This is a genomic window from Candidatus Chloroploca asiatica (assembly GCF_002532075.1).
Classification (GTDB): domain Bacteria; phylum Chloroflexota; class Chloroflexia; order Chloroflexales; family Chloroflexaceae; genus Chloroploca; species Chloroploca asiatica.
Genome location: NZ_LYXE01000185.1, coordinates 1 through 21204 on the forward strand (window position 1 = coordinate 1; position 21204 = coordinate 21204).

At 56.8% G+C, this 21204-nt stretch carries 21 protein-coding genes, 1 tRNA gene and 3 pseudogenes; 9 read left to right on the plus strand and 16 right to left on the minus strand.

Features of this window, described 5'->3' with window-relative positions; genetic code table 11:
- Positions 1–166 precede the first annotated feature (166 nt).
- The 3 genes from A9Q02_RS22005 to A9Q02_RS22015 all read left to right on the plus strand — a co-directional run bounded on the left by A9Q02_RS22005 (position 167) and on the right by A9Q02_RS22015 (position 3232).
- Positions 167–802 carry a uracil-DNA glycosylase gene (locus A9Q02_RS22005; RefSeq protein WP_097655230.1) on the plus strand — a complete coding sequence of 212 codons (636 nt, stop codon included), beginning with the start codon at positions 167–169 and terminating at the stop codon, positions 800–802.
- A 10-nt stretch (positions 803–812) separates the two neighbouring features.
- The gene (locus A9Q02_RS22010) at positions 813–1388 is read left to right on the plus strand and encodes a hypothetical protein (protein WP_097655231.1); all 576 of its coding nucleotides are present in this window, start codon (positions 813–815) and stop codon (positions 1386–1388) included.
- Between the two features lie 167 nt (positions 1389–1555).
- Positions 1556–3232 carry a ribonuclease J gene (locus tag A9Q02_RS22015; protein ID WP_097655232.1) on the plus strand — a complete coding sequence of 559 codons (1677 nt, stop codon included), beginning with the start codon at positions 1556–1558 and terminating at the stop codon, positions 3230–3232.
- 137 nt (positions 3233–3369) lie between these two features.
- Here the strand turns inward: A9Q02_RS22015 and A9Q02_RS22020 are convergent, their stop codons facing one another.
- Both A9Q02_RS22020 and A9Q02_RS22025 read right to left on the minus strand, forming a co-directional pair.
- Positions 3370–4257 carry a bile acid:sodium symporter family protein gene (locus tag A9Q02_RS22020; protein ID WP_097655233.1) on the minus strand — a complete coding sequence of 296 codons (888 nt, stop codon included), beginning with the start codon at positions 4255–4257 and terminating at the stop codon, positions 3370–3372.
- A complete protein-coding gene (locus tag A9Q02_RS22025; protein WP_216361579.1) occupies positions 4250–5998 on the minus strand; it encodes an AMP-binding protein in 1749 nt (582 codons plus the stop codon). The genes A9Q02_RS22020 and A9Q02_RS22025 overlap by 8 nt, the downstream gene beginning before the upstream one ends.
- A gap of 373 nt (positions 5999–6371) precedes the next feature.
- On the opposite strand from A9Q02_RS22025, the pseudogene A9Q02_RS25445 reads away from it, so the two are divergent.
- The 3 pseudogenes from A9Q02_RS25445 to A9Q02_RS25450 form a co-directional block, all read left to right on the plus strand.
- Positions 6372–6710: pseudogene (locus tag A9Q02_RS25445) on the plus strand (dCTP deaminase); the annotation flags it as partial.
- Positions 6684–7823: pseudogene (locus A9Q02_RS22030) on the plus strand (hypothetical protein); the annotation flags it as partial. The pseudogenes A9Q02_RS25445 and A9Q02_RS22030, both read left to right, overlap by 27 nt.
- A gap of 12 nt (positions 7824–7835) precedes the next feature.
- Positions 7836–8066: pseudogene (locus tag A9Q02_RS25450) on the plus strand (dCTP deaminase); the annotation flags it as partial.
- 66 nt (positions 8067–8132) lie between these two features.
- Here A9Q02_RS25450 and A9Q02_RS22035 read toward each other — a convergent pair.
- From A9Q02_RS22035 to hisC, 11 genes are all read right to left on the minus strand, one after another.
- On the minus strand, positions 8133–8561 hold the full coding sequence (locus A9Q02_RS22035; protein WP_097655234.1) for an NUDIX hydrolase: 429 nt from the start codon (positions 8559–8561) through the stop codon (positions 8133–8135).
- Positions 8558–9487 (minus strand): cytochrome c biogenesis CcdA family protein, encoded by a 930-nt coding sequence (locus tag A9Q02_RS22040; RefSeq protein ID WP_097655235.1) that lies wholly within the window; start codon positions 9485–9487, stop codon positions 8558–8560. The genes A9Q02_RS22035 and A9Q02_RS22040 overlap by 4 nt, the downstream gene beginning before the upstream one ends.
- Before the next feature lie 18 nt (positions 9488–9505).
- Positions 9506–9805, minus strand: a complete 300-nt coding sequence (locus A9Q02_RS22045) for a hypothetical protein (RefSeq protein ID WP_245860812.1) — start codon at positions 9803–9805, stop codon at positions 9506–9508.
- A 33-nt stretch (positions 9806–9838) separates the two neighbouring features.
- Complete coding sequence (locus tag A9Q02_RS22050; RefSeq protein ID WP_097655236.1) at positions 9839–10483, minus strand: hypothetical protein; 645 nt, start codon at positions 10481–10483, stop codon at positions 9839–9841.
- A 9-nt stretch (positions 10484–10492) separates the two neighbouring features.
- Positions 10493–11650, minus strand: coding sequence for a glycosyltransferase family 4 protein (locus A9Q02_RS22055; protein WP_097655237.1), 1158 nt, complete (start codon positions 11648–11650; stop codon positions 10493–10495).
- 113 nt (positions 11651–11763) lie between these two features.
- A complete protein-coding gene (locus A9Q02_RS22060; RefSeq protein ID WP_097655238.1) occupies positions 11764–12240 on the minus strand; it encodes a zinc ribbon domain-containing protein in 477 nt (158 codons plus the stop codon).
- A gap of 89 nt (positions 12241–12329) precedes the next feature.
- Positions 12330–13307: a PrsW family intramembrane metalloprotease gene (locus A9Q02_RS22065; RefSeq protein WP_097655239.1), complete on the minus strand. Its 978-nt coding sequence runs from the start codon at positions 13305–13307 to the stop codon at positions 12330–12332.
- Positions 13307–13900: an imidazoleglycerol-phosphate dehydratase HisB gene (hisB, locus tag A9Q02_RS22070; RefSeq protein ID WP_172451269.1), complete on the minus strand. Its 594-nt coding sequence runs from the start codon at positions 13898–13900 to the stop codon at positions 13307–13309. The genes A9Q02_RS22065 and hisB overlap by 1 nt, the downstream gene beginning before the upstream one ends.
- 4 nt (positions 13901–13904) lie before the next feature.
- Entirely contained in the window at positions 13905–14231 is a 327-nt protein-coding gene (locus tag A9Q02_RS22075) for a nucleoside triphosphate pyrophosphohydrolase family protein (protein ID WP_097655241.1), read from the minus strand.
- Positions 14231–15001: a histidinol-phosphatase gene (gene hisN / locus A9Q02_RS22080; RefSeq protein ID WP_097655242.1), complete on the minus strand. Its 771-nt coding sequence runs from the start codon at positions 14999–15001 to the stop codon at positions 14231–14233. The genes A9Q02_RS22075 and hisN overlap by 1 nt, the downstream gene beginning before the upstream one ends.
- Positions 15002–15053: 52 nt before the next feature.
- A complete protein-coding gene (gene hisC, locus A9Q02_RS22085; protein WP_097655243.1) occupies positions 15054–16145 on the minus strand; it encodes a histidinol-phosphate transaminase in 1092 nt (363 codons plus the stop codon).
- 186 nt (positions 16146–16331) lie between these two features.
- Here hisC and A9Q02_RS22090 point away from each other — a divergent pair.
- From A9Q02_RS22090 to A9Q02_RS22100, 3 genes are all read left to right on the plus strand, one after another.
- A tRNA-Pro gene (locus A9Q02_RS22090) sits at positions 16332–16408 on the plus strand.
- Between the two features lie 78 nt (positions 16409–16486).
- A complete protein-coding gene (locus tag A9Q02_RS22095) occupies positions 16487–17188 on the plus strand; it encodes a response regulator transcription factor (protein ID WP_097655244.1) in 702 nt (233 codons plus the stop codon).
- Positions 17185–18429 (plus strand): sensor histidine kinase, encoded by a 1245-nt coding sequence (locus tag A9Q02_RS22100; RefSeq protein WP_097655245.1) that lies wholly within the window; start codon positions 17185–17187, stop codon positions 18427–18429. The genes A9Q02_RS22095 and A9Q02_RS22100 overlap by 4 nt, the downstream gene beginning before the upstream one ends.
- Here A9Q02_RS22100 and A9Q02_RS22105 read toward each other — a convergent pair.
- From A9Q02_RS22105 to A9Q02_RS24730, 3 genes are all read right to left on the minus strand, one after another.
- Entirely contained in the window at positions 18410–20293 is a 1884-nt protein-coding gene (locus A9Q02_RS22105) for a GAF domain-containing SpoIIE family protein phosphatase (protein ID WP_097655246.1), read from the minus strand. The two genes, A9Q02_RS22100 and A9Q02_RS22105, sit on opposite strands and share 20 nt — an antisense overlap.
- A 16-nt stretch (positions 20294–20309) precedes the next feature.
- A complete protein-coding gene (locus A9Q02_RS22110; RefSeq protein WP_097655247.1) occupies positions 20310–20960 on the minus strand; it encodes an O-methyltransferase in 651 nt (216 codons plus the stop codon).
- Between the two features lie 20 nt (positions 20961–20980).
- The coding region (locus A9Q02_RS24730; protein WP_216361580.1) for a hypothetical protein at positions 20981–21204 on the minus strand (224 nt) is incomplete at its 5' end.

Consider the following 21204-nt stretch of genomic DNA (forward strand, 5'->3'; position numbering starts at 1 on the left):
CCTGGCCGCGTTGCAGCGGTCGTTGGCAGCCGCCATCGACCGCCTCTTGTTCCGGGCCTGACTTTGCATCAGCCCTGAGACTGACAATCTGCCCCTTGTCTCATTCACCTCTGATCGCGTATAATGGAAAGAGTACAATGTGGCTTTCAGCTTAGTGGATAGAACATTGACTGCTATTGACATCCTGCAACTCATCACCAACGAGGTGCAGACCTGTACCCGTTGTGCCTTGCATACCGGGCGGGCGCGGGCTGTGCCAGGTGAAGGGCCACCAACCGCCGAGGTCATGTTGATCGGCGAAGGGCCTGGGTACCATGAAGATCGTCAGGGGCGCCCCTTTGTCGGGCCGTCTGGTCAATTGCTTGATGATCTGCTGGCCCTGGCAGGGCTGCAACGCGCTGATGTCTTCATTGGCAATGTGATCAAATGTCGTCCACCGAAGAATCGTGACCCGTTACCGGATGAAGTAGCAACTTGCACGCAGGCCTATCTCTTTCGCCAGATCGAAGCGCTCAACCCTAAAGTGATTGTCACGCTCGGGCGCTTTTCGATGAATCTCTTTCTACCTGGTGAAAAGATCTCACGCATCCATGGGCAACCGCGGATCGTTGAGGGACGCCTGATTGTGCCAATGCTCCATCCAGCAGCGGCTTTGCACCAGCCACAGAATCGTCCGCTGCTCGAAGCTGATTTTCGCCGCCTGCCCGAGTTACTGGCAACTGTTGAACGTGAGGCTCCTGCACCTGCACCAGCCACGCCTCCCAACGACGAACCACCACTCGAGCAGCTTAGCCTGTTTTAAGCTGTTGTTCATGAATACCTATCGTCTCTCTGCTGCTGGTCGGCGTCTGGTACTTATTCTGTTAATTGCCGCCCTGCTGATCTGGGCCTTTGCGATCTGGAGTTTTGCGAGTACGCTTCGCTTGAGTTATAACCCGCTGGAGTTCTGGCCGAGTCTGCAAGCCACCCTGGCGTCGGGGCCGGGTATTGGGCAGCTTGTGCCTGCTTTGCTGATGTTTGTTTTGATCATCGCCACGCCTTTTTTGATCTGGAACCTGCTCATCGAATGGGCCGCCGCGTATACGCCGACCGCTGATGGGTTGCGGTTTGCATCGCTCGGGGTGCAGATCGACTATCCCTGGGCTGCCGTGAGTGACGTCCGGCGTACTGATGATGATCGCGAAGAGCCTTTTGATGAACTGGTGCTAACGACCGATTGCACAACCCAGATCCACAATCCGCTCGTACGCCTGCTCTATCGTCAGGCCTATGGGTCACTGCGCCTGCCTATCTATGCGGGTGTTGAAGCACGCGATGAACTGCTCGCCGAGATTCGCCGTGCGACCCAAATGGCTATCCCGCTGGCTGAAACTGCGCCAGCTGTTTGATCAATGTTGGAAGCATTGCCACCCCCGATCGGGTGACAATGGGAAAAGAAACAGGCGTTGCTACGCTCGCACCAAGGCAATGATGACGAGATAGCACGCAAATTGCGAAAGGAGACGAAGTTTGCTTCCAGCCTGTGGACTGGTTCTGGCGACTTCAGCAACGACTTATGGCTAAAAACAAAGTTCGCGTCCTGCCCCTCGGTGGTGTTGGTGAGGTCGGACGGAACATGTGGGTCGTTGAGTATGACGATGAAATTGTCATTCTCGACTGTGGAGTCATGTTCCCCGAAGCCGATATGCTCGGTGTCGATCTGGTGCTGCCCGATATTACCTATTTGCGCGAAAAGACGAGCAAAATCAAGGGTATTTTGCTGACCCACGGCCACGAAGATCATATCGGGGCCGTGCCCCATTTGATCAGCGATCTCGGGTTTCCCCCGATCTTCGGCACACGCCTCGCGCACGGTCTGCTCAGCAATAAGCTGAAAGAGCATCGCCTGCTCGATAAGGTGACGCAGGTGATCATTAATGATACCGACACCTTCCAGGTTGGCTCTTTCACCGTTGAGCCGTTCCATATTGCTCACTCGATTCCCGATGCCGTCGGTTTTGCGCTGACGACCCCGGCAGGGATGGTGATCTATTTGACCGACTGGAAACTCGATCATACGCCGGTTGACGGTAAGCCAACCAATATTCAGAAACTGTCGGATCTGGCGCAGCGCAAGCCCCTGGTGTTGCTTACCGATTGTGTGCGCGTCGAGTCAAAAGGCTATACGCCAAGTGAATCGACCATTGGTGAGGCCTTCGATAATATCTTTGCCGTTGCCCCCGGGCGCATTATTGTGGCAACCTTTGCTTCGAATATTAGTCGCGTGCAACAGGTGATCGATTCAGCTGAAGCCTATGGCCGTAAGGTGATGCTCGCCGGGCGCAGTATGGAGAACAACTCGCGGATCGCGCTCGAAATGGGCTTCCTCCGCGCCGAACAAGGCACCCTTATTCGCCCCAGTGAACTCGGTGCCTATCCCGATGACCAGATTGCCGTCGTTTGTACGGGGAGCCAGGGTGAACCCATGGCTGCGCTGAATCGGATGGCGAATCGCGATTACAACCATCTCAAGATTAAAGAGGGTGACACAGTTGTCGTCTCGGCAACCCCGATCCCCGGCAATGAGGTGAGTGTCAGTCGGGTCATCAATAACCTCTTCCGCCTCGGTGCCGATGTGATCTATGGCGGCGACGCAAAAGTCCACGTCTCGGGGCACGCCGCGCAAGAAGAACTCAAACTCGTGCTGGCCCTGCTCCAGCCCGAGTTTGTGATCCCGTTCCACGGCGATTATCGCCATATGGTGCTGTATCGTAAACTGGCGATGAGCATCAGTGGCAAGTTCACCGAAGAGAATGTCATCATTCCCGAGCCTGGCTCGATTATGGAGTTTTCGCACGGCTCGGGCAAGGTGGTCGGCAAGGCGCCCGTTGGTTATATCTATGTTGATGGGACGACCGTCGGCGATGTTGGCAACGTGGTCGTACGTGACCGCCAGATGCTCGCTAAGGATGGGATGCTGATTGTTGTGGTCGGGATTGATATGTCTTCGGGCGAACTCGTCGCTGGCCCCGATGTGGTGTCACGTGGCTTTGTCTATATGCGCCAAAGCCGCGATCTCGTTGAGGCAACCAAGGATGCCGTGCGCTCGGCGCTGACGGTGCGCAATGGGGCGATGCCTGGTAGCATTGATAGTGCGTTTGTGAGCCGGAAGATCAAGGATGTCGTGAGCGAGTTCCTCTATCGCGAGACCAAACGCCGTCCGATGGTGCTCCCCGTCGTGATGGAGGTCTGAGCCAGGTTGATCTGGCGCACAAGATAAGGTTTCAGGGTGCTTTCCAGTTTACGCTCAGCCGACTGATGTCGACCCTACGTAAGCAAAAAAGCCAGCAATGCTGGCTTTTTTGCTTACGTAGTGATTGTAGGCTCACCCTACAACAACGCCACAGCACGCTGCTGCAACTGGTCGTTGATCCGGCGGTAAATCATCGTCACCCCCGATGAGATGATCACGATGAAGAGTGAGTAGAGCACCGGGATCAGGACGATTTCGTTGGCGATTGCACCAGTGAAGCTGAGTAGCACAATCGAGAGGGCGAGCGGCCCGTTCTGGATACCGGTCTCGAGCGAGACGGTCGCTGAACGACGAAAGCCAAGTTTCGAGAGGGTGGCCGTTGTCAAGCCGAAGAAGAAGCCAACTGCCCCGATCCCCGCCGCCGCAACATAGACCTGCCAGGGCGTCGTGGCGAGCAAGCCGGCATTACGGGGCACCCAACTCAGGATCAGCACCAGGATGATCACAACGCCCATGATCCCGCCGATCAATTCAAGCACGGCCCCAACATTGGCGTTGCGCCGACGAATGAACATGCCGATGATGACCGGAATGAGCATGACAAAGAGACCGCTGATCACACTGCCCATGCCAACGCTGATCTCGCTCGTCATAAACCGACTCGCATAGAGAAAGAGGGCGAGCGGCGTCATCACAAAGGCCGCCAGGGTCGAAAAGGTGGTCATTGTGACACTGAGTGCCAGGTCACCCTTCGAGAAGTAGGTAAAAATATTGGAGGTCGAGCCACCTGGCATGCTGGCAATCAGGATCAGGCCGACCGCCAGCGGCGGCGGCAACTGCAAGACAATCGCCAGCAGAAAGCCGATCAGCGGCATCAAGACGTACTGCGAAGCAAAGCCGATCATGATCGCCTGCGGGCGTTTGAAGGCGCGACGGAAATCACGCCAGGTGAGCGAAGAACCCATGCCGAGCATGATCACGCCGATCATAAGGGCAAGCAGCAACTGTTCGGTCTGACTAACCATTGGTTCCTCCTACGGCGTGGTCGGCCGCCGCCTGCTGCGCTTCGTCGCGCAACGCACGGCGCAATACTTTACCAACATTTGTCTTGGGAAGCTCGTTGCGCAGCTCAACCAGTTTGGGTACCTTATAGCCGGTGATGCTGGCACGGCAATGCTCGCGTACCTGGTCAGCGGTGATCGTGGTTCCCTCGCGGGGGACGATGAACGCCTTGACCGCCTCGCCGGATTTGGCATCGGGGACACCGATCACGGCGACTTCGCTGACCCCCTCGAGGCGAGCGATGCAATCCTCGACTTCGTTGGGGTAGACATTGAAGCCGCTGACAATGATCAGATCCTTCTTGCGATCGACGATGCGCAGGAAGCCATCATCATCCTGTTGGGCTACGTCACCCGTGAGCAACCAGCCGTCACGTAGCGTCAGGGCAGTCTCGTCGGGGCGCTGCCAGTAGCCACGCATCACCTGCGGGCCGCGCACCGCAAGCTCGCCGGCCTCGCCGGGCGCAGCGTCTTCGCCGAGCGGATTGATCAGGCGCACCTCGGTGCCGAGCACGGGGCGTCCAATGCTGCCGGCACGACTCCCAACAAACGGGTTGAGCGTCACCACCGGCGAGCTCTCGGTAAGACCGTAGCCTTCGATCACTGGTGAACCAGTGACCTTCTCCCAGCGCTCAGCAACAGCAGCGTGCAGCGAGGTTCCACCGGCAATGCTGCCCTTGAGTTGGGGCGGCGGATAGTCAGTAAACCACTCTTCGTTGAGGATGCCATTAAAGAGCGTATTGACCCCGGGGATCCACGAGACGGGATAATTCTCGATGGCGCGTTGCAGGTTCGAGAGCGGGCGAGGGCTGGCAACGAGGATGTTGCGCGCCCCGGCATGGAAGAAGTAGAGCAGATTGGCAGTAAAGGCAAAAATATGATAGAGCGGCAAGACCGCCAACGCCGTCTCTTTGCCATGATCCACATTGCCAGCGACACGCTCTTCGATCTGGGCGATGTTCGCCAGCAGATTGCCGTGGGTCAGCATCGCACCTTTGCTCACCCCGGTCGTGCCGCCAGTGTACTGCAATGCGGCGAGCGTCTCGGGGCCGAAGTCGGTGGTATACGTGCGGACATCGGCTTTGCTCTCGCGCAGGATCGCGTCGCCCTTCGCCATCGCCTCAAGACCCGTTGTCACCGGAACCGTGCAAGGAGGAATGATCCGGTTCCAGTACTTCATAATATTGTGGGCTATGAAGCCAATCATGCGCGGGAAGAGATCGGTGATGCGCACCAGCACCACATGCTCAACCTTCGTCTGGGCCAGCACCTCGGGCAACTTGTCCGCGAAGAGATCGACAAGCACTAACACACGTGCGCCACTGTCATTGAGTTGATGAACCATCTCAGGCACGGTATAGAGCGGATTCATATTAACGAGCACACAACCAGCCTTGAGCGCCCCAAAAGACCAGAGCGGATACGCAAGGCTATTGGGCAACTGAACGGCCACGCGGTCGCCGACCGCCAGGCCAAGCTCAACCCGCAGATACGCAGCGACCTGATCGGTAAAACGGGCAACCTGATCAAACTTCAGATTGCCATACATACCATTCGGCAACACCGCCGTAAAAGCATTCTGCTGTGCATAACGCGCACAGGTCGTTTCCACCAACTCGGCGATATGGCGAGCAGGCAGCGGAAAAGAGGGGGACAGCGGCGTAGCGCGGCTCTCCACAAGTGCATCGAGCTCAAAAATAGACATAGGCCTCCCAACTGACGTTGTTGCGAGTAGCACAAACTGGCGAGAGCCGCCTTCAGAGGCAGCGCTGACACGGTATCTGAACTTTCCAATACATGGCTAGATACTAGTATAAAGCGGCAGCGAAACGCACCCTAGAGAGTTTCTTCGCAGGGGAGGGAGGGAAATTTTACCCTCCTGGAAGCGAGGGCGTCCCGCCCTCGCTTCCAGGAGACAGGGCTGATGCACAAAGTCCGCCTCCGGCGGTGGGATGTGGAGCGGCTTCGCCGCTCCACGAGAGTTTTTGGTTCGTTTTGGCGGCTTCGCCGCCAAAACGAACCAAAAACTTCTGGTATCATAGGCCAAATCATGTACATCAGGTGGAGTAGACCAACCTATGTCAATCAAAGCCGATCACTGGATCCGCAAAATGGCGCTCGAACAGGGGATGATCGAACCATTTGTCGACCGGCAGGTGCGTGAAGGCATCATCTCGTACGGGCTCACCTCATACGGCTACGACATGCGGGTCACCAACCAGTTCAAAGTCTTTACCAACGTCTTCAACGCCCTGGTAGATCCCAAAAACTTCAACCCGCGCTCGTTTGTGGACATCGAAGCCGACCACATCGACATCCCGCCCAATTCCTTTGCCCTCGCGCAATCATACGAACTCTTTCGCATCCCGCGCACCGTCAGCGCCCTTGTCATCGGCAAATCAACGTATGCACGTTGCTTCCGGGGCGATACGCGGGTTGCCCTTGTCGACGGAACAACGCCAACGCTTGAAGAAATGGCAAAGCGCGCCGAAGCAGGTGAACACTTCTGGGGTTACAGTATTGGGCCTTATGGACGTATTATCGTCACGCTCCTCGAAGCACCAAGATACATTGGACGCGACAGCCTGCTCGAGATCACCCTTGATAACGGCCAACCAATACACTGTACCCCAGACCATGAATTTCTGACCCGTGATGGGCAACTACGACAAGCTCATGAACTCAAGCCAGGCGACTCGCTCATGCCGCTCTACCGACAACTTGTACGTGGCTATGAGGCCGTCTATCAACCTCTGAATGGGCATTTACTACCTACACACCGCTTAGCCGATGAATGGAATGTGCGTCACGGTCTCTACGAAGATATCCCAGATACGCATCGTCATCACCGAGATTATAATCGACGCAACAACAATCCTTGGAACATTGAACGCATGGATGCGAGCGAACACATTAGGTTACACAATGCGAACACCTTTGGTGCAGACTTTGATCCTGATAGTCACAGTTTAGCAATCCGAGATGCGATTGCTCATTTGCGCCTCGATCCTGAATGGGAAGATCATTTCAAGCAACGACAGACCAATAAAGCGCGCAGCTTCTGGAATGATGAAGCCTATGCTCAAGCCCGTGAGGCGCGAAACGCAAGCATACGTGCTTCATGGAGCGCAGATCGGCGTGAACAAGCAGCAACACAGATGCGTGAATACTATCAGCAGATTGAACATAGGCAGGATCGTGCTGAAACATCACGGGCATATTGGGCCAATGTCAACCAGGATCGGCGACAGCAACAGGCAGACATTGCTCGCAACATAAATATTCGCACAGAGATCGATGCAAATGTGGTGAGGCAAGCACTCGATCAAACCGGATCGATTCGCGGAGCGGCTCATCTGCTAAATTGTGATCGCTCAGTGTTTCGTCGCTTCCCGGAGGTAATTCGATCATTTCGAAGCAAAGGGATGCGCAACCATAAAGTAGCAGCCATTCGTGATCTAGGTGGTGATCACGATGTCTATTGCCTTACCGTGCCTGAGGCAGGCAATTTTGCCTTGGAGGCGGGGGTTTTCGTGCGAAATTGCGGCATCATTATTAACGTAACGCCGTTGGAACCAGAGTGGCACGGTTTTGTGACGATCGAGATCAGCAATACAACCCCGTTGCCAGCACGGATCTATGCCAATGAAGGCATTGGTCAGGTGCTCTTCCTTGAGAGCGACGAGGCCTGCGAGGTTTCGTACGCTGACAAGCGAGGCAAATACCAGGATCAGCATGGCATTGTCTTGCCACGCATCGATCGCAAGGCGTAGCGTTCGCATAAGGTGGCGCTAAAAAAACCGGCAATGCCGGTTTTTTTAGCGCCACCTTATTTAGGGTTAACCCTGGGTTTTGATGATAGCGAGGGCGCGACGCACAACCTCACGCACCTGGGCGTAGGCCAGCGTCGTCAGCGCCGTTTCAGGCGAAACCCAGGTCGCCTGGATGATGCCTTCTTCAACGGCAGGGATAGGAGGATCGTAGGGGGCATGGGCGAGGAAGTAAGCAACCTCTTTGTCGCGCCAGACGCCACGTTTATAGATCGGGTAACGTACCCGTGAGAGCGGGCGCTCGACGACACAGGTAATGCCCGTCTCTTCGACAATCTCACGGATCGCCGCCGTCTCGTCATCCTCACCCGGCTCAACGTGACCCTTGGGCAGGGTCCAGGTCTTATAGCGGTCGCAAATCAACAGCAACTGCAGCGACCCATCGGGCGCATAGCTGTAGACAACCCCTCCGGCGGCGCGAATCGTACGGTTACTCATTGCAGTCCAAACAGCCGACTGATGCCCGTCTCGAGATCGGCAAACCAGACCCCAAGGCTACTGCTACCGGCCATCTGGGTTAGGATCTCAAGGCGTCCGGTGGCGAGCATCGCACCAATGAGAATCATCAGCACCCCGCCAATCACACCAACCGTATGGAGATAGAACTGACGGCCAAAGAGCGTCACTTCGTACCCTTTGCCGCTGATCATCTTCCAGAAGGTTGAGCCGCGCCCGAGACGATTGAAAAAGGTCGCAAGAAAGATCAGCGGAAGACCGAGCCCCGACGCATAGATGAACGCAAGCACCGCACCCTGAAGCACCGCCACATTGCCCGACGCGGCGAGCATCGTCATAAACGAGCCAAAGAGCGGCCCGGCACACGCCGTCCAACCGAGAGCAAAGGTTGCACCATAGAGGTACGAACCGAGCAGCGTCGTAGCGGGGCGCTCGTTGATTTGCACCCCGGCAAAGCCGAGGCCAAAGATCCCGAGCACACCAAAGATCATGATCACAATGCCGCCAACGACCATCAACGTATCACGGAACCCAAAGAGCAACCCGCTGAGCGCACTGATCGCCCCCCCGAGCAGGGTCAGAGTCGTCGCGAGGCCAAAAAAGAAGGCCAAGCTCATCACAAAGATGCTACGGCGTTGCGACTGAAACGTCACAGCAAAATAGGCGGGCAAGATGGGCAGCGTACACGGTGACAGAAAACTGAGCAACCCCGTCAAAAAGACAGGGATGGCAAGAATCAACACACTCGAACCACCGGTCAAATAGCCAACCTCGTCACTGGTATTGAGACTCAGAACAATGACAATCAGCGCAAGCGCACCGATCAGGCCAAGTGCAAGCAAACCTCGCCGTGAACGGAGAGGCTTCTCAACCACCTGAGGTGGCGCCTCAATCGGCTGAAACGACATAATGATCCTTCCTCAGAGCTAACGTACAGCTAGCCGCCGACCCTTACGTCGAGCGGCCAGCAACTCTTGTTCATTGATTGGTTGTGCCCCGGCAAAATGCAGCGTATCACTCGGAATATCGTAACGATAGCGTCGTCGCACCCACTGACCTGTTGGCTCCTGGCAAACCAGGGTCACGCGCCAGAGCGGGCCACTGGCATCGTAATGCTCATCAACAATCCAGACCAGCGCAGGAGCAGGAAAGATCGTCTTGAGGCGCTCATCACTTGCTGCAACAATCGCCTGCACATCGTCGGGTGGGGGCTGCATCGTCACCATACCATACTCCTCGACTTTATCGCTGATATTCTATTATAACAAACCAAAGGCCATAAATGTACCCACAACACAGAGCGCTGACAGTGCCAGACCAGCAACAACCTGCATCACCGTATGGTTGCGGGTACGCACTCGTGCCCAGCCAAGGGCAAGCGCGCAGAGCCACAAGAAGAGGCCGAGCGGCTCGGCATAGAGTGAAGCAAGGGTTGCCGTCGAACCCATCGTCGAAGCATGCACACTGATCTTCCAGTAGAGATTGATAAACCAGGCTACGACACTCAAAATCAGCGCCGACGTTACCATCGCCAGCATTGGCAACGGAGCCCCGACAAAGAGCAGGATCAACAAACTAACCAGCAGATTGATAATCCCAAAGAGGTAGAGTTCGTTGCGCTGCGAGCGTACCGAAATATCATCGTCGGTGTAGACCCCTTGCCGCAAGCGCATAGCAAAAAAGATCAGCGGCGGGATGACCTGCAAAAACGTCGCCAGCAACGCCCAGAGCAAGCCGGTGCGCAGCGGACTGATGCCAAGCAGACCAACAATGAAGATGCTGACCACCCCAAGGATCACCGGGTGCAGCACCTGTGAAATAAGGCGAGCGACGATATACCCTCGACCTGGCATGGCCCCTCGACGCAGTGCCTCGGCGGACAGGTCGTTGTGTTGTAATGACATAAGAACTCTCTATCCCGTAGCTATACGGCGTCTGGCACCCAGTTCAGCATAACAGGTTCGCAAGGTCTGGGCCGACGCTTCCCAGGTAAACTGGTGCGCCTGCGCTGGTCCCTTACGCCGCAACAACGTGGCCTGCTGCAATGCCTGTTGGATACCCTCAGCGATTGACGCCACACTCAACGGATCAACCAACACCGCCGCATCGCCAACCACCTCGGGCAAACTTGATCCATCTGCCGTCACGACCGGCACACCACACGCCAGTGCCTCCAGCGCAGGTAACCCAAAGCCTTCATAGAGGGATGGGTAGACAAAGGCTTCTGCCAGATTATACACTGCGGGAAGAGTTTCATCAGCAACAAAATCAACAAAATGGACCCGCATTGTGACACTGCAACGCTCAACAGCCGCAAAAACCTCTTCATAGAGCCAGCCGCGCCGTCCGGCAATCACGAGGTTCATCGCGGGGGGCAGCTCGGCCTGTGCAAAGGCTTCAACCAGGCGCACCAGATTTTTGCGCGGCTCAAGGGTACCCACAAAGAGCAGAAAGCGTGCCGGCAGGCCCAGCGCAGCGCGCACCGAAGCAAGTTCAGCCTGTGGAAGCGGTCGAAAGCGCGGGTCAACCCCAGGATAGAGCAGGCGCACCTGCGGGCCGCTGACTCCCAACAAGCGTTCCAGATCAACTGCGGTAGCCTGCGAATCGACGAGCACGAGATCGGCGCGGCGCAACGCCCGTGGCACAGCACGAGTGAGGTAACGCCGCAACCCGGCCTCGGCACACTCGGGATAGACAAGAAAGGTGAGATCGTGAACCGTGACGAGCGTGCGGGCACGAGTCGGCGGCAAAACAAAATCGGGTGCATGCAAAAGGTCGATTGGCCCAACAAGCCATTCAGCATAAAGCGGCACGTGCAGCCGCTGCCAGAGGATGGTCAACAGACGGGGCGTAAGCGGAATCGGGTGCGCACGCACATGGGGATACGCACGACAGAGGGACTGCAACTCGGCGAGGTACGATGCATCTGGAGGAAGGCCGCCCGCGGCATACAAAAGCTTGAACTGCACTCCAGTGGTCTGTTTGACCGTAGCGCGGATCAACTCACGCGTATAACGCCCGATCCCAGCCCCCTGCCATACTGCAGCCGTGTAGTCTACACCAATGATCATGGCTAGCGCCCTCTAACCCGTCATGAAACCCATAGTCTACTGGCGCAAACAGCCCGCTATGCGGGCTGTTTGCGCCAGTACTACGCTTCCTGGAGGCGTAGGCCCCAACCGAGTCACGCTACGCGTGACCCACAATTCGGACAAAACATCGCCGTCACCGGCATCTGAAAACCACAGGCACCACAGACTTTCGTTGGGGCCGGTGGCGTATGCGGGTCGGATGTGGGCGGGGTTTCGTAGCTAATCGGCACCTGTTGCGATGATGGCGGCGGAGTGTATGCCGGTGCCGGTGGTGGCTCGACAAAGACCTCAGCCTGAGCCTGTTTCAGTTCCTCTTCTTTGGCTATCAGCGAGGAGCGCAACTGCTCAATGGCCGCCGAGAGTTCATTCAGACTGGCCGAATGAATCTGTCCAGCCCGCAACAATTCATAGGCCCGCTGCCCCAGTTCATACATCCGTGTATCAACTTGACGCTGCACGTCATTGACTTCACCCTGCAGCCGTGTCGTCTTCTGAAACTTTTCAGCCTCAAATTTCGCCCGATCAACCCCCTGGGAAATCTGTTTGCTGATCTGATCAAGAAAGCCCATCGGGATACCTCCCTTGTTGTTAAGCCGTTTCTGCTTGTAATATGACGACAGTAATCTTCGCCTGGATGCAGATATTGTAGCATAGCCCTTTAGCCAACCTGGGGCGAGAGATCAGCGAGGCGGTTGCGCAATTGCAGAATCATCGCCGAGTTTCCTCGTTCTTCGCCCATTTTGGCAAGTTGATGTTTTTTCTGCGCCAGTTCGGCACAGGTCTGATAGAAGAGGCGGGCTTCACGACTGCGCCAGCGAGCGAATATTTGTTTGCGCAATGATGAGGCCGTTTCGTACTGCGCAACACTGATCGTGCCCCGCGCCGCCTCTTCACGCAGGTAGGTCTTGAGCCAGCGTCGCTCGCGCATGAGCGCCCAGATCACGACCCCCAGCGCCACCAACCAGCCGATCCAGTCAACCATCAAGATCAGCGCGAGCCCGGCCAGGCCAAGGGCTTCACCAAGCAGCACTGCCATGCCATTGTGCAAGGCATGCAAAAAGATCGCAATGAAGAGCCCGAGCAGCGGGAAGAAAATCCGACTGAAGGTTCCGCGCCGCAAACGCGCCAGCGCAAGGCCCATACCAAAAAAAGCCGTGTAGACGGCATGGCCCCAGCCACCAAGGATGACACGCAAGATAAAGAGGGCAAACATCGACTCGTAGCCGCCATCCTGGTAGCCAAGAAAATAGAGGTAGAGCACATTTTCGGTTGCGGCAAAACCTAGCGCGGTAATCGCCCCATAGACCATGCCGTCAAGCACTGAGTCAAATTCGTAGGGCGCAATCAAAAAGATCAACCCCACCGCAATGCCCTTCAGTACTTCTTCTACAATCGGGGCCAACAGGGCTGTGCCAGTAAACTCAAGCATCAGTTCATCGGCAATCAGCATCGCAACGCCAACTTCAAGCGCCGAGGTCCAGATGATCGCCCCGATGGTCGCAACGAGCGCCCCCCATAAAAAGGCTCCCACCAGGAGGCGCATCGGCTCTTTCTCAAACCGATCGAGCCAGTAAACGATCGTGGCATAGAAGAAGGCCGGAATGAAACTGAGCAGTACGGCGATAAGAAATGCCATTACAAGACCCCCTTGGTACTGGGTACGGCGCCGGCAAGCCGTGGATCAAAGCGCGTCGCGGCATCAAGTGCCCGCCCAAAGGCTTTGAAGAGCCCTTCGATCTTGTGGTGGTCGTTCCGCCCATAGAGTACCTGGGCGTGCAGGTTCATGCGCCCGTGGATAGCAATGCTCTCAAAAAGATGGAAGATCAGATCGGTGCCAAGCTGACCAACCCGCGGGGTGACAAATTCCGCCTGCACCACACAGTAGGGGCGACCTCCCAGATCGACCGCGACCAGCGCCAGGGCCTCGTCCATCGGCACAAAGCTGTGGGCGGTGCGCGTAATGCCCCGCCGCTCACCCAGCGCCTGGTCAAGCGCACGCCCCAGGCAGATGCACGTATCCTCAGCCGTGTGGTGCTCATCAATATGCAGATCACCACGGGCGTTGACCGTCAGATCAAAGAGGCCATGCTTGGCCCAGAGCGTCAGCATATGATCGAGAAAACCGATCCCGGTGTTGAGCGTGGACACGCCGCTGCCATCAAGGTTGAGGGTAAGCGTAATCTCGGTTTCGCCCGTCGTCCGCGTAATGGTGGCAATACGTTGTTCCATAGGCTTATTCACTACGTTCCAGGCTGCGTTCACGGCTAAACCCCTCGGGGTAGCGTCGGCGCAACTTGGCAATATTCGCCTCCATAATCTCCTCAAGGGTCAAGCCAAGCGCATCAGCCGCCAGCGCCACATACCAGAGCACATCGCCTAGCTCATTGCGCAGGGCCGCTTCATCAAGTGGATGCCCGTGAAAGGCCCATTTCTTGAGTGTGTCAGCCACTTCGCCGGCCTCACCACTGAGCCCAAGGGCTGCATTGAGCAACCGGTCGTCACGTTCACGTCCGGGGGCCTCGGTGCGCAAGGCCAGACGCTGGTAGTCATTCGCTTCCATCAGCCGATCACCTCCATCAACTCGTCAAGAACGAGGCCATTAGTACTGATGCCATCGCCACGTTCAATCGTTGCCACACCCTGCCAATCGGTAAAAGTGCCACCCGCTTCTTCAAGAATTGGCAGCAACGCCGCGTTATCCCAGATATTCATGATCGGATCAAGCGCCACCTCGGCGCGCCCCGTCGCAACGAGCAGATGACCATAACAATCGCCCCACGTCCGAAAGAGCCCACACGCATTGAGGATGCGGGCAAGCGCAGCATCTTTGCCATACTGCTCGTACCCGTGCGCAATCGTTGCAACCACCAGGCTTTCACGAAGGCTACTGACCGATGAAACCCGGCACGGCCTCCCATTCCACCAGCAACCCGCCCCTCGCGCCGCGTACACAATCTCGCCAGTTGCAGGCATATTGACGACCCCCAAAACTGGCTCGTGCTCACGCAAGAGGGCCATCATCACCCCATAGAGCGGCACCCCCCGAATGAAGCTTTTAGTTCCATCGATTGGATCGAGGATCCAGCGATAGCTACTCGTCGCCACGCCAGTCAGTCCCTCTTCTTCGCCAAGAATCGCGTGATCGGGATAGCGCTCGCTCAGCGCGGCCCGCAGAAAAGCTTCAGCCTCACGATCGGCAATCGTCACCGGCGAATCGTCAGCCTTGCGATCAACCAGTAAATCGCTCTGGAAATAGCGCAATGTGATCTTGCCCGCCTGCCACGCCAGCTGATGGGCAAAATCAAGGATGTCCTGCAACTCGTTGGTCATAGCTTCTTCCTTATGAGAGATGGTTCGAGCGTATCCATAAACCAGCAGGATTTTACAAACGATGCAACGCCTCAAGCAAAATTTCGCTCTGAGCCGGTGTACCGATACTGATGCGAATGTAGTCGCGCAACAGGCTGGTATGATAGTAACGCACCAGAATGCCCTGTTGCTCGAGGGTTGTCTTGACCTCGCGGGCACTGCGCCCTTCGACCCGACAGAGAATGAAATTGGCCGCGCTCGGCTGCGGATGCAGCCAGAACACCTCGGCAAGCAAGGGTAGCAGTCGTTCACGCTCATTGACCAGACGGGCGACCCGCTCAAGCAGCAATTGCCGATCTTCGAGCGAAGCAACGGCAGCCGCCTGGGCGGCAACACTCACATTGTAGGGTTGCTTGATCTTCCAGAGGTGCTCGGCGAGCCAACCCGGAACAAGCGCATAGCCCACACGTAACCCCGCCAAACCGGCCCACTTGCTAAAGGTGCGCAGAATTACCAGGTTTTCGTAGCGGGCGACCCACTCGGCAAACCCCTGACCAACACCGGCAAATTCGATATAGGCCTCATCAACCACCACCAGCAACGGCAAGCGCAGCAGCCGCTCCAGTTCGTCGGGGGCAAGCAGATTGCCCGTGGGATTATTCGGGCTCGTCAAGAAGAGCACTTTGGCCTGGCTTGTTGCGGCGGCAGCCTCGATGGCGTCAAGATCGAGTTCAAAAGCGGCCCGACGTGGCACCGTGATCACGCGCCCCCCACAGACCTGGGTATCAAACCGGTACATCCCGAAGGTTGGCTGGCAATCAATGACGGCATCCCCCGGATTGAGGCAGAGACGCAGGATCATATCAATCAGTTCATCGGCGCCCGCTCCACACACCAGCGCCTCTGCGGGCTGTCCTGTGTAACGTGCCAGCGCCTGTCGCAACGCCGTATGGCCGGGGTCGGGGTAGATATGGTAGTGATGCTCACTCGTCAGGGCTGTCAACGCTGCTGGCGAAGGCCCGTACGGATTCTCATTGGCATCAAGCTTGACCAGCCGCTCGACCGGCAACCCGAGACGGCGTGCCAGCACATCAAGCGGCAAAATCGGCGTATATGGCTCGAGATCAGCAATCTCGGTACGCAACCAGCGAGCAGCAAGTGTCATAGATGTGTCCCATTACCTGTTCTCTTCATCATCGCACGATGCAACCTTAGTATACCATCTGGGCGTCAGAGAGCCTGCGGCTCCCAAGAAAAATGGTTCTGCTGAGGTACGCTCGTACCCCAGCAGAACCAGATACCATTTCCTGAATTGACATTCTGCCCGCTTCCTGCTACTCTTAGAGATGAGCGGGGCGTGGCTCAGCCCGGTAGAGCACCGCGTTTGGGACGCGGGGGTCGTGGGTTCAAATCCCTCCGCCCCGACCAGTTGTCCTCCTCGTGAGGATGTACAGGCACCGGTGCCAGCGTGTTCAACGCTGGCACCGTTTTTTTGTGGAGAACCCAATGTCAACCATCTTGCTCGTCGAAGATGAGACAACCCTCGCCGAAACGCTACGCTACAATCTCGAGCGCGAAGGCTATACGGTGCTGACGGCGACCGATGGGGTTCAAGGGCTGGAACTTGCCCGACGAGCACAACCAGATCTGATGGTGCTTGATATTATGTTGCCCCGACTGGATGGCTTCTCGGTCTGCCGGATCCTGCGGCAAGAGAGTGACATACCAGTGATTATGTTAACTGCACGACAGGACGAAGTTGACCGGATCGCAGGGCTTGAACTAGGGGCCGATGATTATATCAGCAAGCCCTTTAGCCTCGGTGAATTTCTCGCCCGTGTGCGCGCCATTATGCGGCGCACCGAACGGCAACCACGTACGTCCGCACGCGAGGTGCTTGAAGCAGGCACCATCAAGGTTGATACAAGTAGCCGCCGAGCCTGGTGTGAGAGCAGCGAATTGACGTTACCGCAGAAAGAGTTTGATCTGCTCACCTGCCTGCTCCGTAATCGAGGCATCGCCCTCTCACGTGACCTTTTGCTCGAACGTGTCTGGGGGCTGGATTTCATTGGTGACAGTCGTACCGTCGACGTCCACATCCGCTGGCTGCGCGAAAAGATCGAACCCGATCCCGCCCGTCCGCGCTACATCCAGACCGTGCGGGGCATTGGATATCGCTTTGAAGCCCCCGACGAAACATCCCTATGACCCCGGTTGAACTCGTTCTTGCCATCGCACTGTTGCTCAGTCTAGGACTGAGTGCATGGCTCTTCTTCCGTGTCAGACAAATGGCAGACCACAAGCCTCAGAACCAGACATCCCCAGGCAAGGTTGAGTCATTGCCCCAGACAGTACTCGAACCTGCCCCACACCCTGAGCATGGTGATCCCATTGACCAGTTGAAGCATCCCCTCTTTCAAGCCGTCGCCGCAACTATTGACGTTGGTCTCGTCGTCGTGGATGGCAATCGCCAGGTGCGCTACCTGAATCGCAGCGCCAATGAAACCTTTGAACTAAACCGCCCGGTGCTCGGGCAGGGTTTGATCACCCTGCTCCGGGATCATCAAGCCGATCTGCTCGTTGGTGAAGTCTTGCGCGATGGCGAACCACGTCAGATGACGATGAAGCCAATCATCAGCGGGCGCATCTTGCGCCTCTCGTGCAACGCGCTGGAACCAGGTCAACCCGGATCAGGGGCCTTGATCTTGATTCGCGATCTGACCCAGATCAGCATGCTCGAACGCTCGCGCCGCGACCTCGTTGCGAATGTCTCGCATGAACTACGCACCCCCCTCGCTTCACTCAAACTCCTGGTTGAGACCGTGCAATCCGAGCCACCGCCCGACGTAACGCGACGGATGCTCGGGCAAATGAGCGAAGAAGTTGATGCCATCACCCAACTCGTCGACGAACTGCACGAGCTCTCGCAAATCGAATCGGGGCGCGTGACCTTGAAACTGGCTCCAACCCCGGTCAGACCGGTGATCGAGCGTGCGATCGAACGCATCAGACCGCAGGCCGAACGCAAACAGATCGAGGTCTCGGCAGAATATAGTCACGAGGATCTGCAGATCTTGATGGATGGGGATCGCATTGGTCAGGTCTTGCTCAACCTGCTGCACAACGCCGTCAAGTTCAGTTCACCCGGGGGCTTGGTCGTCATCTGCACCCAACTCGTGAACAATGACAAAGGCGCAGACAATGGAACCCCGAACATGTGGCTCGAGATCAGCGTGCGTGACACCGGAGTCGGCATTCCGGCGCAGGATCTGCCGCGCATCTTCGAGCGGTTCTACAAAGTTGACCGCGCCCGCACCCGTCATGCTGGGGGCACTGGGCTGGGCCTAGCCATTGCCAAGCATCTCGTCGAAGGGCATGGCGGGCGCTTGAGTGTTGACAGCATCGAAGGCCGGGGCAGCACCTTCAGCTTTACGCTGCCGACGGCGTAGCATTACGCTTGATGACAACCATCGTAATATCATCAGACTGGTTCTGCCCATTGGCAAAAGCCGTCACCTGGTCGAGGATGGCCTGAATAATCTCTGCAGGACTCTGCTGATGGTTGGCGATCAAGATTTCGGTCAAGCGCTCATCACCAAAGAGCTCACGGGCCTGATTCATTGCCTCAGTAATGCCATCGGTATAAAAGAGCAGCACATCGCCGGGGGCCATCACAAACTCTTGCAACTCAAAGGTTGGTTCGGGCACAATGCCGAGCACAATGCCCTGCGCACGTAGTGGACGTACCGTACGTGTAGCTGCTTGCCAGAGCAACGGATAGTTGTGGCCGCCATTGGCAAAACTGACCAACCCAGTATCGATCTCGATGATCGCATAAAAACAGGTCACAAAAAGCCCGGCCCGTGAGTCGGCAAGGATCAGACGATTCGCCCGCTCAAGCACCTCATCGGGGCGGCGTCCATCAATCGCTGTCGCTCGCAGCAGCGTCCGCGAGAGGGCCATAAAGAGGGCCGCCGGCACACCTTTATCGGTCACATCGGCAATCACAACCCCTATGCGCTGTGCCGTCGAGAGGTCGGGCACTTCAGGTGTTGCGATACGCGTGCCACGTCGATAGACAACCGAGGAAGACTGCGCTCGCACAGAAGGGACAGCGGATGGTGACGCAGAACGTGCAGGCAACGGAATAAAATCGTAGAAATCGCCCCCAACCTGACGCGCCGCCCGGTAATAGGCCTCGATTTGATACCCAGGCATAACCGGGCAACAGTTGGGCAAAAAACTCGCCTGGATCTCACGGGCAAGATCGAGCTCTTGCTCAAGCTTTTCGCGGGCCATAGCCTCATACTGGAGGCGTTCACGTTCAAGGGTCTGCACAAGCAAATTAGAAAGAATGCCAAGCAACTGCGCTTCATCATCAAGAAACTGCCGCGGGCTACGACTCGCCACCATCAGCGTCCCGACGGGGACACCACCCAGTTCCACCGGGAGCCCAAGATAGCCTTTGAAGTGTTGTTGGCGCAGCAACGGTGGCAACTCAGCGAGGGCCTCATCACTCAAACTAGTTGCGCGTTCGGGCAAATACCAGAGGTGGGGACTAGAGGGATCGAGGGGCAAGGGCCAGGGTGCATGCGCGGGAAGCTGCCAACCATGCGCCGCCCGGAGCACCGCACGGCCAGCGAGTTCATCAGCCTCGACAAAGGCACAGGCATCGGCCTCGAGCAACCGGGTTCCCACCCGCGTCAAACGTTGCAGCGCAGGCTCCAGCGACTCACTCATCAAGAGATCCTGCGAGAGGGAGAGCAGCGCACGTTGCTCTTGAACCCGACGCACCTTCACCTGTTCATAGAGATGAAGGCGCGCCATCGCCATTCCGAGCATATGACCCGCAATAGCGAGCAACTGCAGATCGGCAGGAGCAAGACGCCCCCAGCGGGTTGTGGCGACATTCAACAGCCCCAGCAACCCATCGGTACTTGTGATCGGAACCGAAGCGTGCTGAGCAAGGCCACGTTTATCACCGACGGCATCACGGAGGCGCGAACACTCAAGCATTACCACCGCGTGTTCGAGTTTACCAGCCTGACAAAGATCCTGGCAAGTGCAATCGCCCTCCCAGGCTGAACCAGGATAGGCCAGCGCTGGCGGCACATGGTGACGCGCCGCCAGGGTATAGTGATCACCCTCGTCTTTGAGAAAAATCCACCCAGTTGTCAGACCCATCAGGTCAACAATATGGCCCAGGGCAATGTCAAGCGTCTCGCGCAGATCCACCGCATGATGCAGTGTCTCGGTCAATGCACTGAGAATCGCGAGATCATTGTTGCGTTGTTGCCTATCAAAAGGAGGCATGCTCAACTCAACAGCATTACTTCTTACGGCTAAGCGCAACCCCATCACGTAGCGGCAGGATCACCGACTCGAGCTGGGGATGGTTCATCAATGTACGATTGAACTGCTGAATACCACGCACCAGCGGTGGGGCATCCTCTTCAAGCACCTGAGCGCTACAAAGCACATTATCAGCAATGAGTAACCCACCTGAGCGCAGCAACGGAACACACAACTCAAGCGACTCAAGGGCCTGGCCCTCATTCGAAGCACTTCGCAGCACATCAAGAAAGATCAGGTCATAGTCATGGTCAAGCGTGGGCATCACCTCGGCCCATTCACCATGGTGGATGGTCACCTTCTCACTGAGGCCCGCCTGGCCAATCAACTGCGAAGCAAATTCCACCCGATCAGCATGGCGTTCAATCGCCGTCAGATGCCCATCGGTCTGCTCGAGTGCCCGCAACAAGTACATTGCCGCATAGCCCGTCGTAATCCCAATCTCTAGCGCCTTGCGGGCCTGCATCGCGAGCACCTGCAGATAGAGAAACTGGCCCTGCACGGGGCCAACCAACGACAGACCTTGCACTCGCGCCCGTTCTTCAAGCTTACCCAGAAGCTCATCACGGGGTGGCATCAAATCGAGCAAATAGTCCTCAATCGCAATATTCGTAATGTCGTAACGCACTAGCTCACCTCACTCTATCTTTACTGTTTTTTCAGGCATACGCACCATCCAGGTGCGCCGATGCAACAAAGAACCACGAACAGTCCAGCAACAACACAGCAACGCTGGTTGATTTTGTACGCGATGATTGTATCACACTCCGCCCGGCCTTGCGTGAGGGAATGCGACAGGGCTGATGCAAAGTCAGAGCCAGCAGCGGCAACCGACACCATGTGAACACCTTTGCGGTAGGATGAAGATGGAA

What these genes read in the sequence shown, in the direction of transcription:
- A9Q02_RS22010 (WP_097655231.1), top strand. Translation starts at nt 813, where the DNA reads ATGAATACCTATCGTCTCTCTGCTGCTGGTCGGCGTCTGGTACTTATT.
- A9Q02_RS22040 (WP_097655235.1), bottom strand. Translation starts at nt 9,487, where the DNA reads ATGTCGTTTCAGCCGATTGAGGCGCCACCTCAGGTGGTTGAGAAGCCT.
- hisB (WP_172451269.1), bottom strand. Translation starts at nt 13,900, where the DNA reads ATGGAACAACGTATTGCCACCATTACGCGGACGACGGGCGAAACCGAG.
- A9Q02_RS22105 (WP_097655246.1), bottom strand. Translation starts at nt 20,293, where the DNA reads ATGCCTCCTTTTGATAGGCAACAACGCAACAATGATCTCGCGATTCTC.
- A9Q02_RS22035 (WP_097655234.1), bottom strand. Translation starts at nt 8,561, where the DNA reads ATGAGTAACCGTACGATTCGCGCCGCCGGAGGGGTTGTCTACAGCTAT.
- A9Q02_RS22020 (WP_097655233.1), bottom strand. Translation starts at nt 4,257, where the DNA reads ATGGTTAGTCAGACCGAACAGTTGCTGCTTGCCCTTATGATCGGCGTG.
- A9Q02_RS22045 (WP_245860812.1), bottom strand. Translation starts at nt 9,805, where the DNA reads ATGGTGACGATGCAGCCCCCACCCGACGATGTGCAGGCGATTGTTGCA.
- A9Q02_RS22060 (WP_097655238.1), bottom strand. Translation starts at nt 12,240, where the DNA reads ATGGGCTTTCTTGATCAGATCAGCAAACAGATTTCCCAGGGGGTTGAT.
- A9Q02_RS22055 (WP_097655237.1), bottom strand. Translation starts at nt 11,650, where the DNA reads ATGATCATTGGTGTAGACTACACGGCTGCAGTATGGCAGGGGGCTGGG.
- A9Q02_RS22075 (WP_097655241.1), bottom strand. Translation starts at nt 14,231, where the DNA reads ATGGAAGCGAATGACTACCAGCGTCTGGCCTTGCGCACCGAGGCCCCC.
- A9Q02_RS22100 (WP_097655245.1), top strand. Translation starts at nt 17,185, where the DNA reads ATGACCCCGGTTGAACTCGTTCTTGCCATCGCACTGTTGCTCAGTCTA.
- hisC (WP_097655243.1), bottom strand. Translation starts at nt 16,145, where the DNA reads ATGACACTTGCTGCTCGCTGGTTGCGTACCGAGATTGCTGATCTCGAG.
- hisN (WP_097655242.1), bottom strand. Translation starts at nt 15,001, where the DNA reads ATGACCAACGAGTTGCAGGACATCCTTGATTTTGCCCATCAGCTGGCG.
- A9Q02_RS22065 (WP_097655239.1), bottom strand. Translation starts at nt 13,307, where the DNA reads ATGGCATTTCTTATCGCCGTACTGCTCAGTTTCATTCCGGCCTTCTTC.
- A9Q02_RS22015 (WP_097655232.1), top strand. Translation starts at nt 1,556, where the DNA reads ATGGCTAAAAACAAAGTTCGCGTCCTGCCCCTCGGTGGTGTTGGTGAG.
- A9Q02_RS22025 (WP_216361579.1), bottom strand. Translation starts at nt 5,998, where the DNA reads ATGTCTATTTTTGAGCTCGATGCACTTGTGGAGAGCCGCGCTACGCCG.
- A9Q02_RS22095 (WP_097655244.1), top strand. Translation starts at nt 16,487, where the DNA reads ATGTCAACCATCTTGCTCGTCGAAGATGAGACAACCCTCGCCGAAACG.
- A9Q02_RS22050 (WP_097655236.1), bottom strand. Translation starts at nt 10,483, where the DNA reads ATGTCATTACAACACAACGACCTGTCCGCCGAGGCACTGCGTCGAGGG.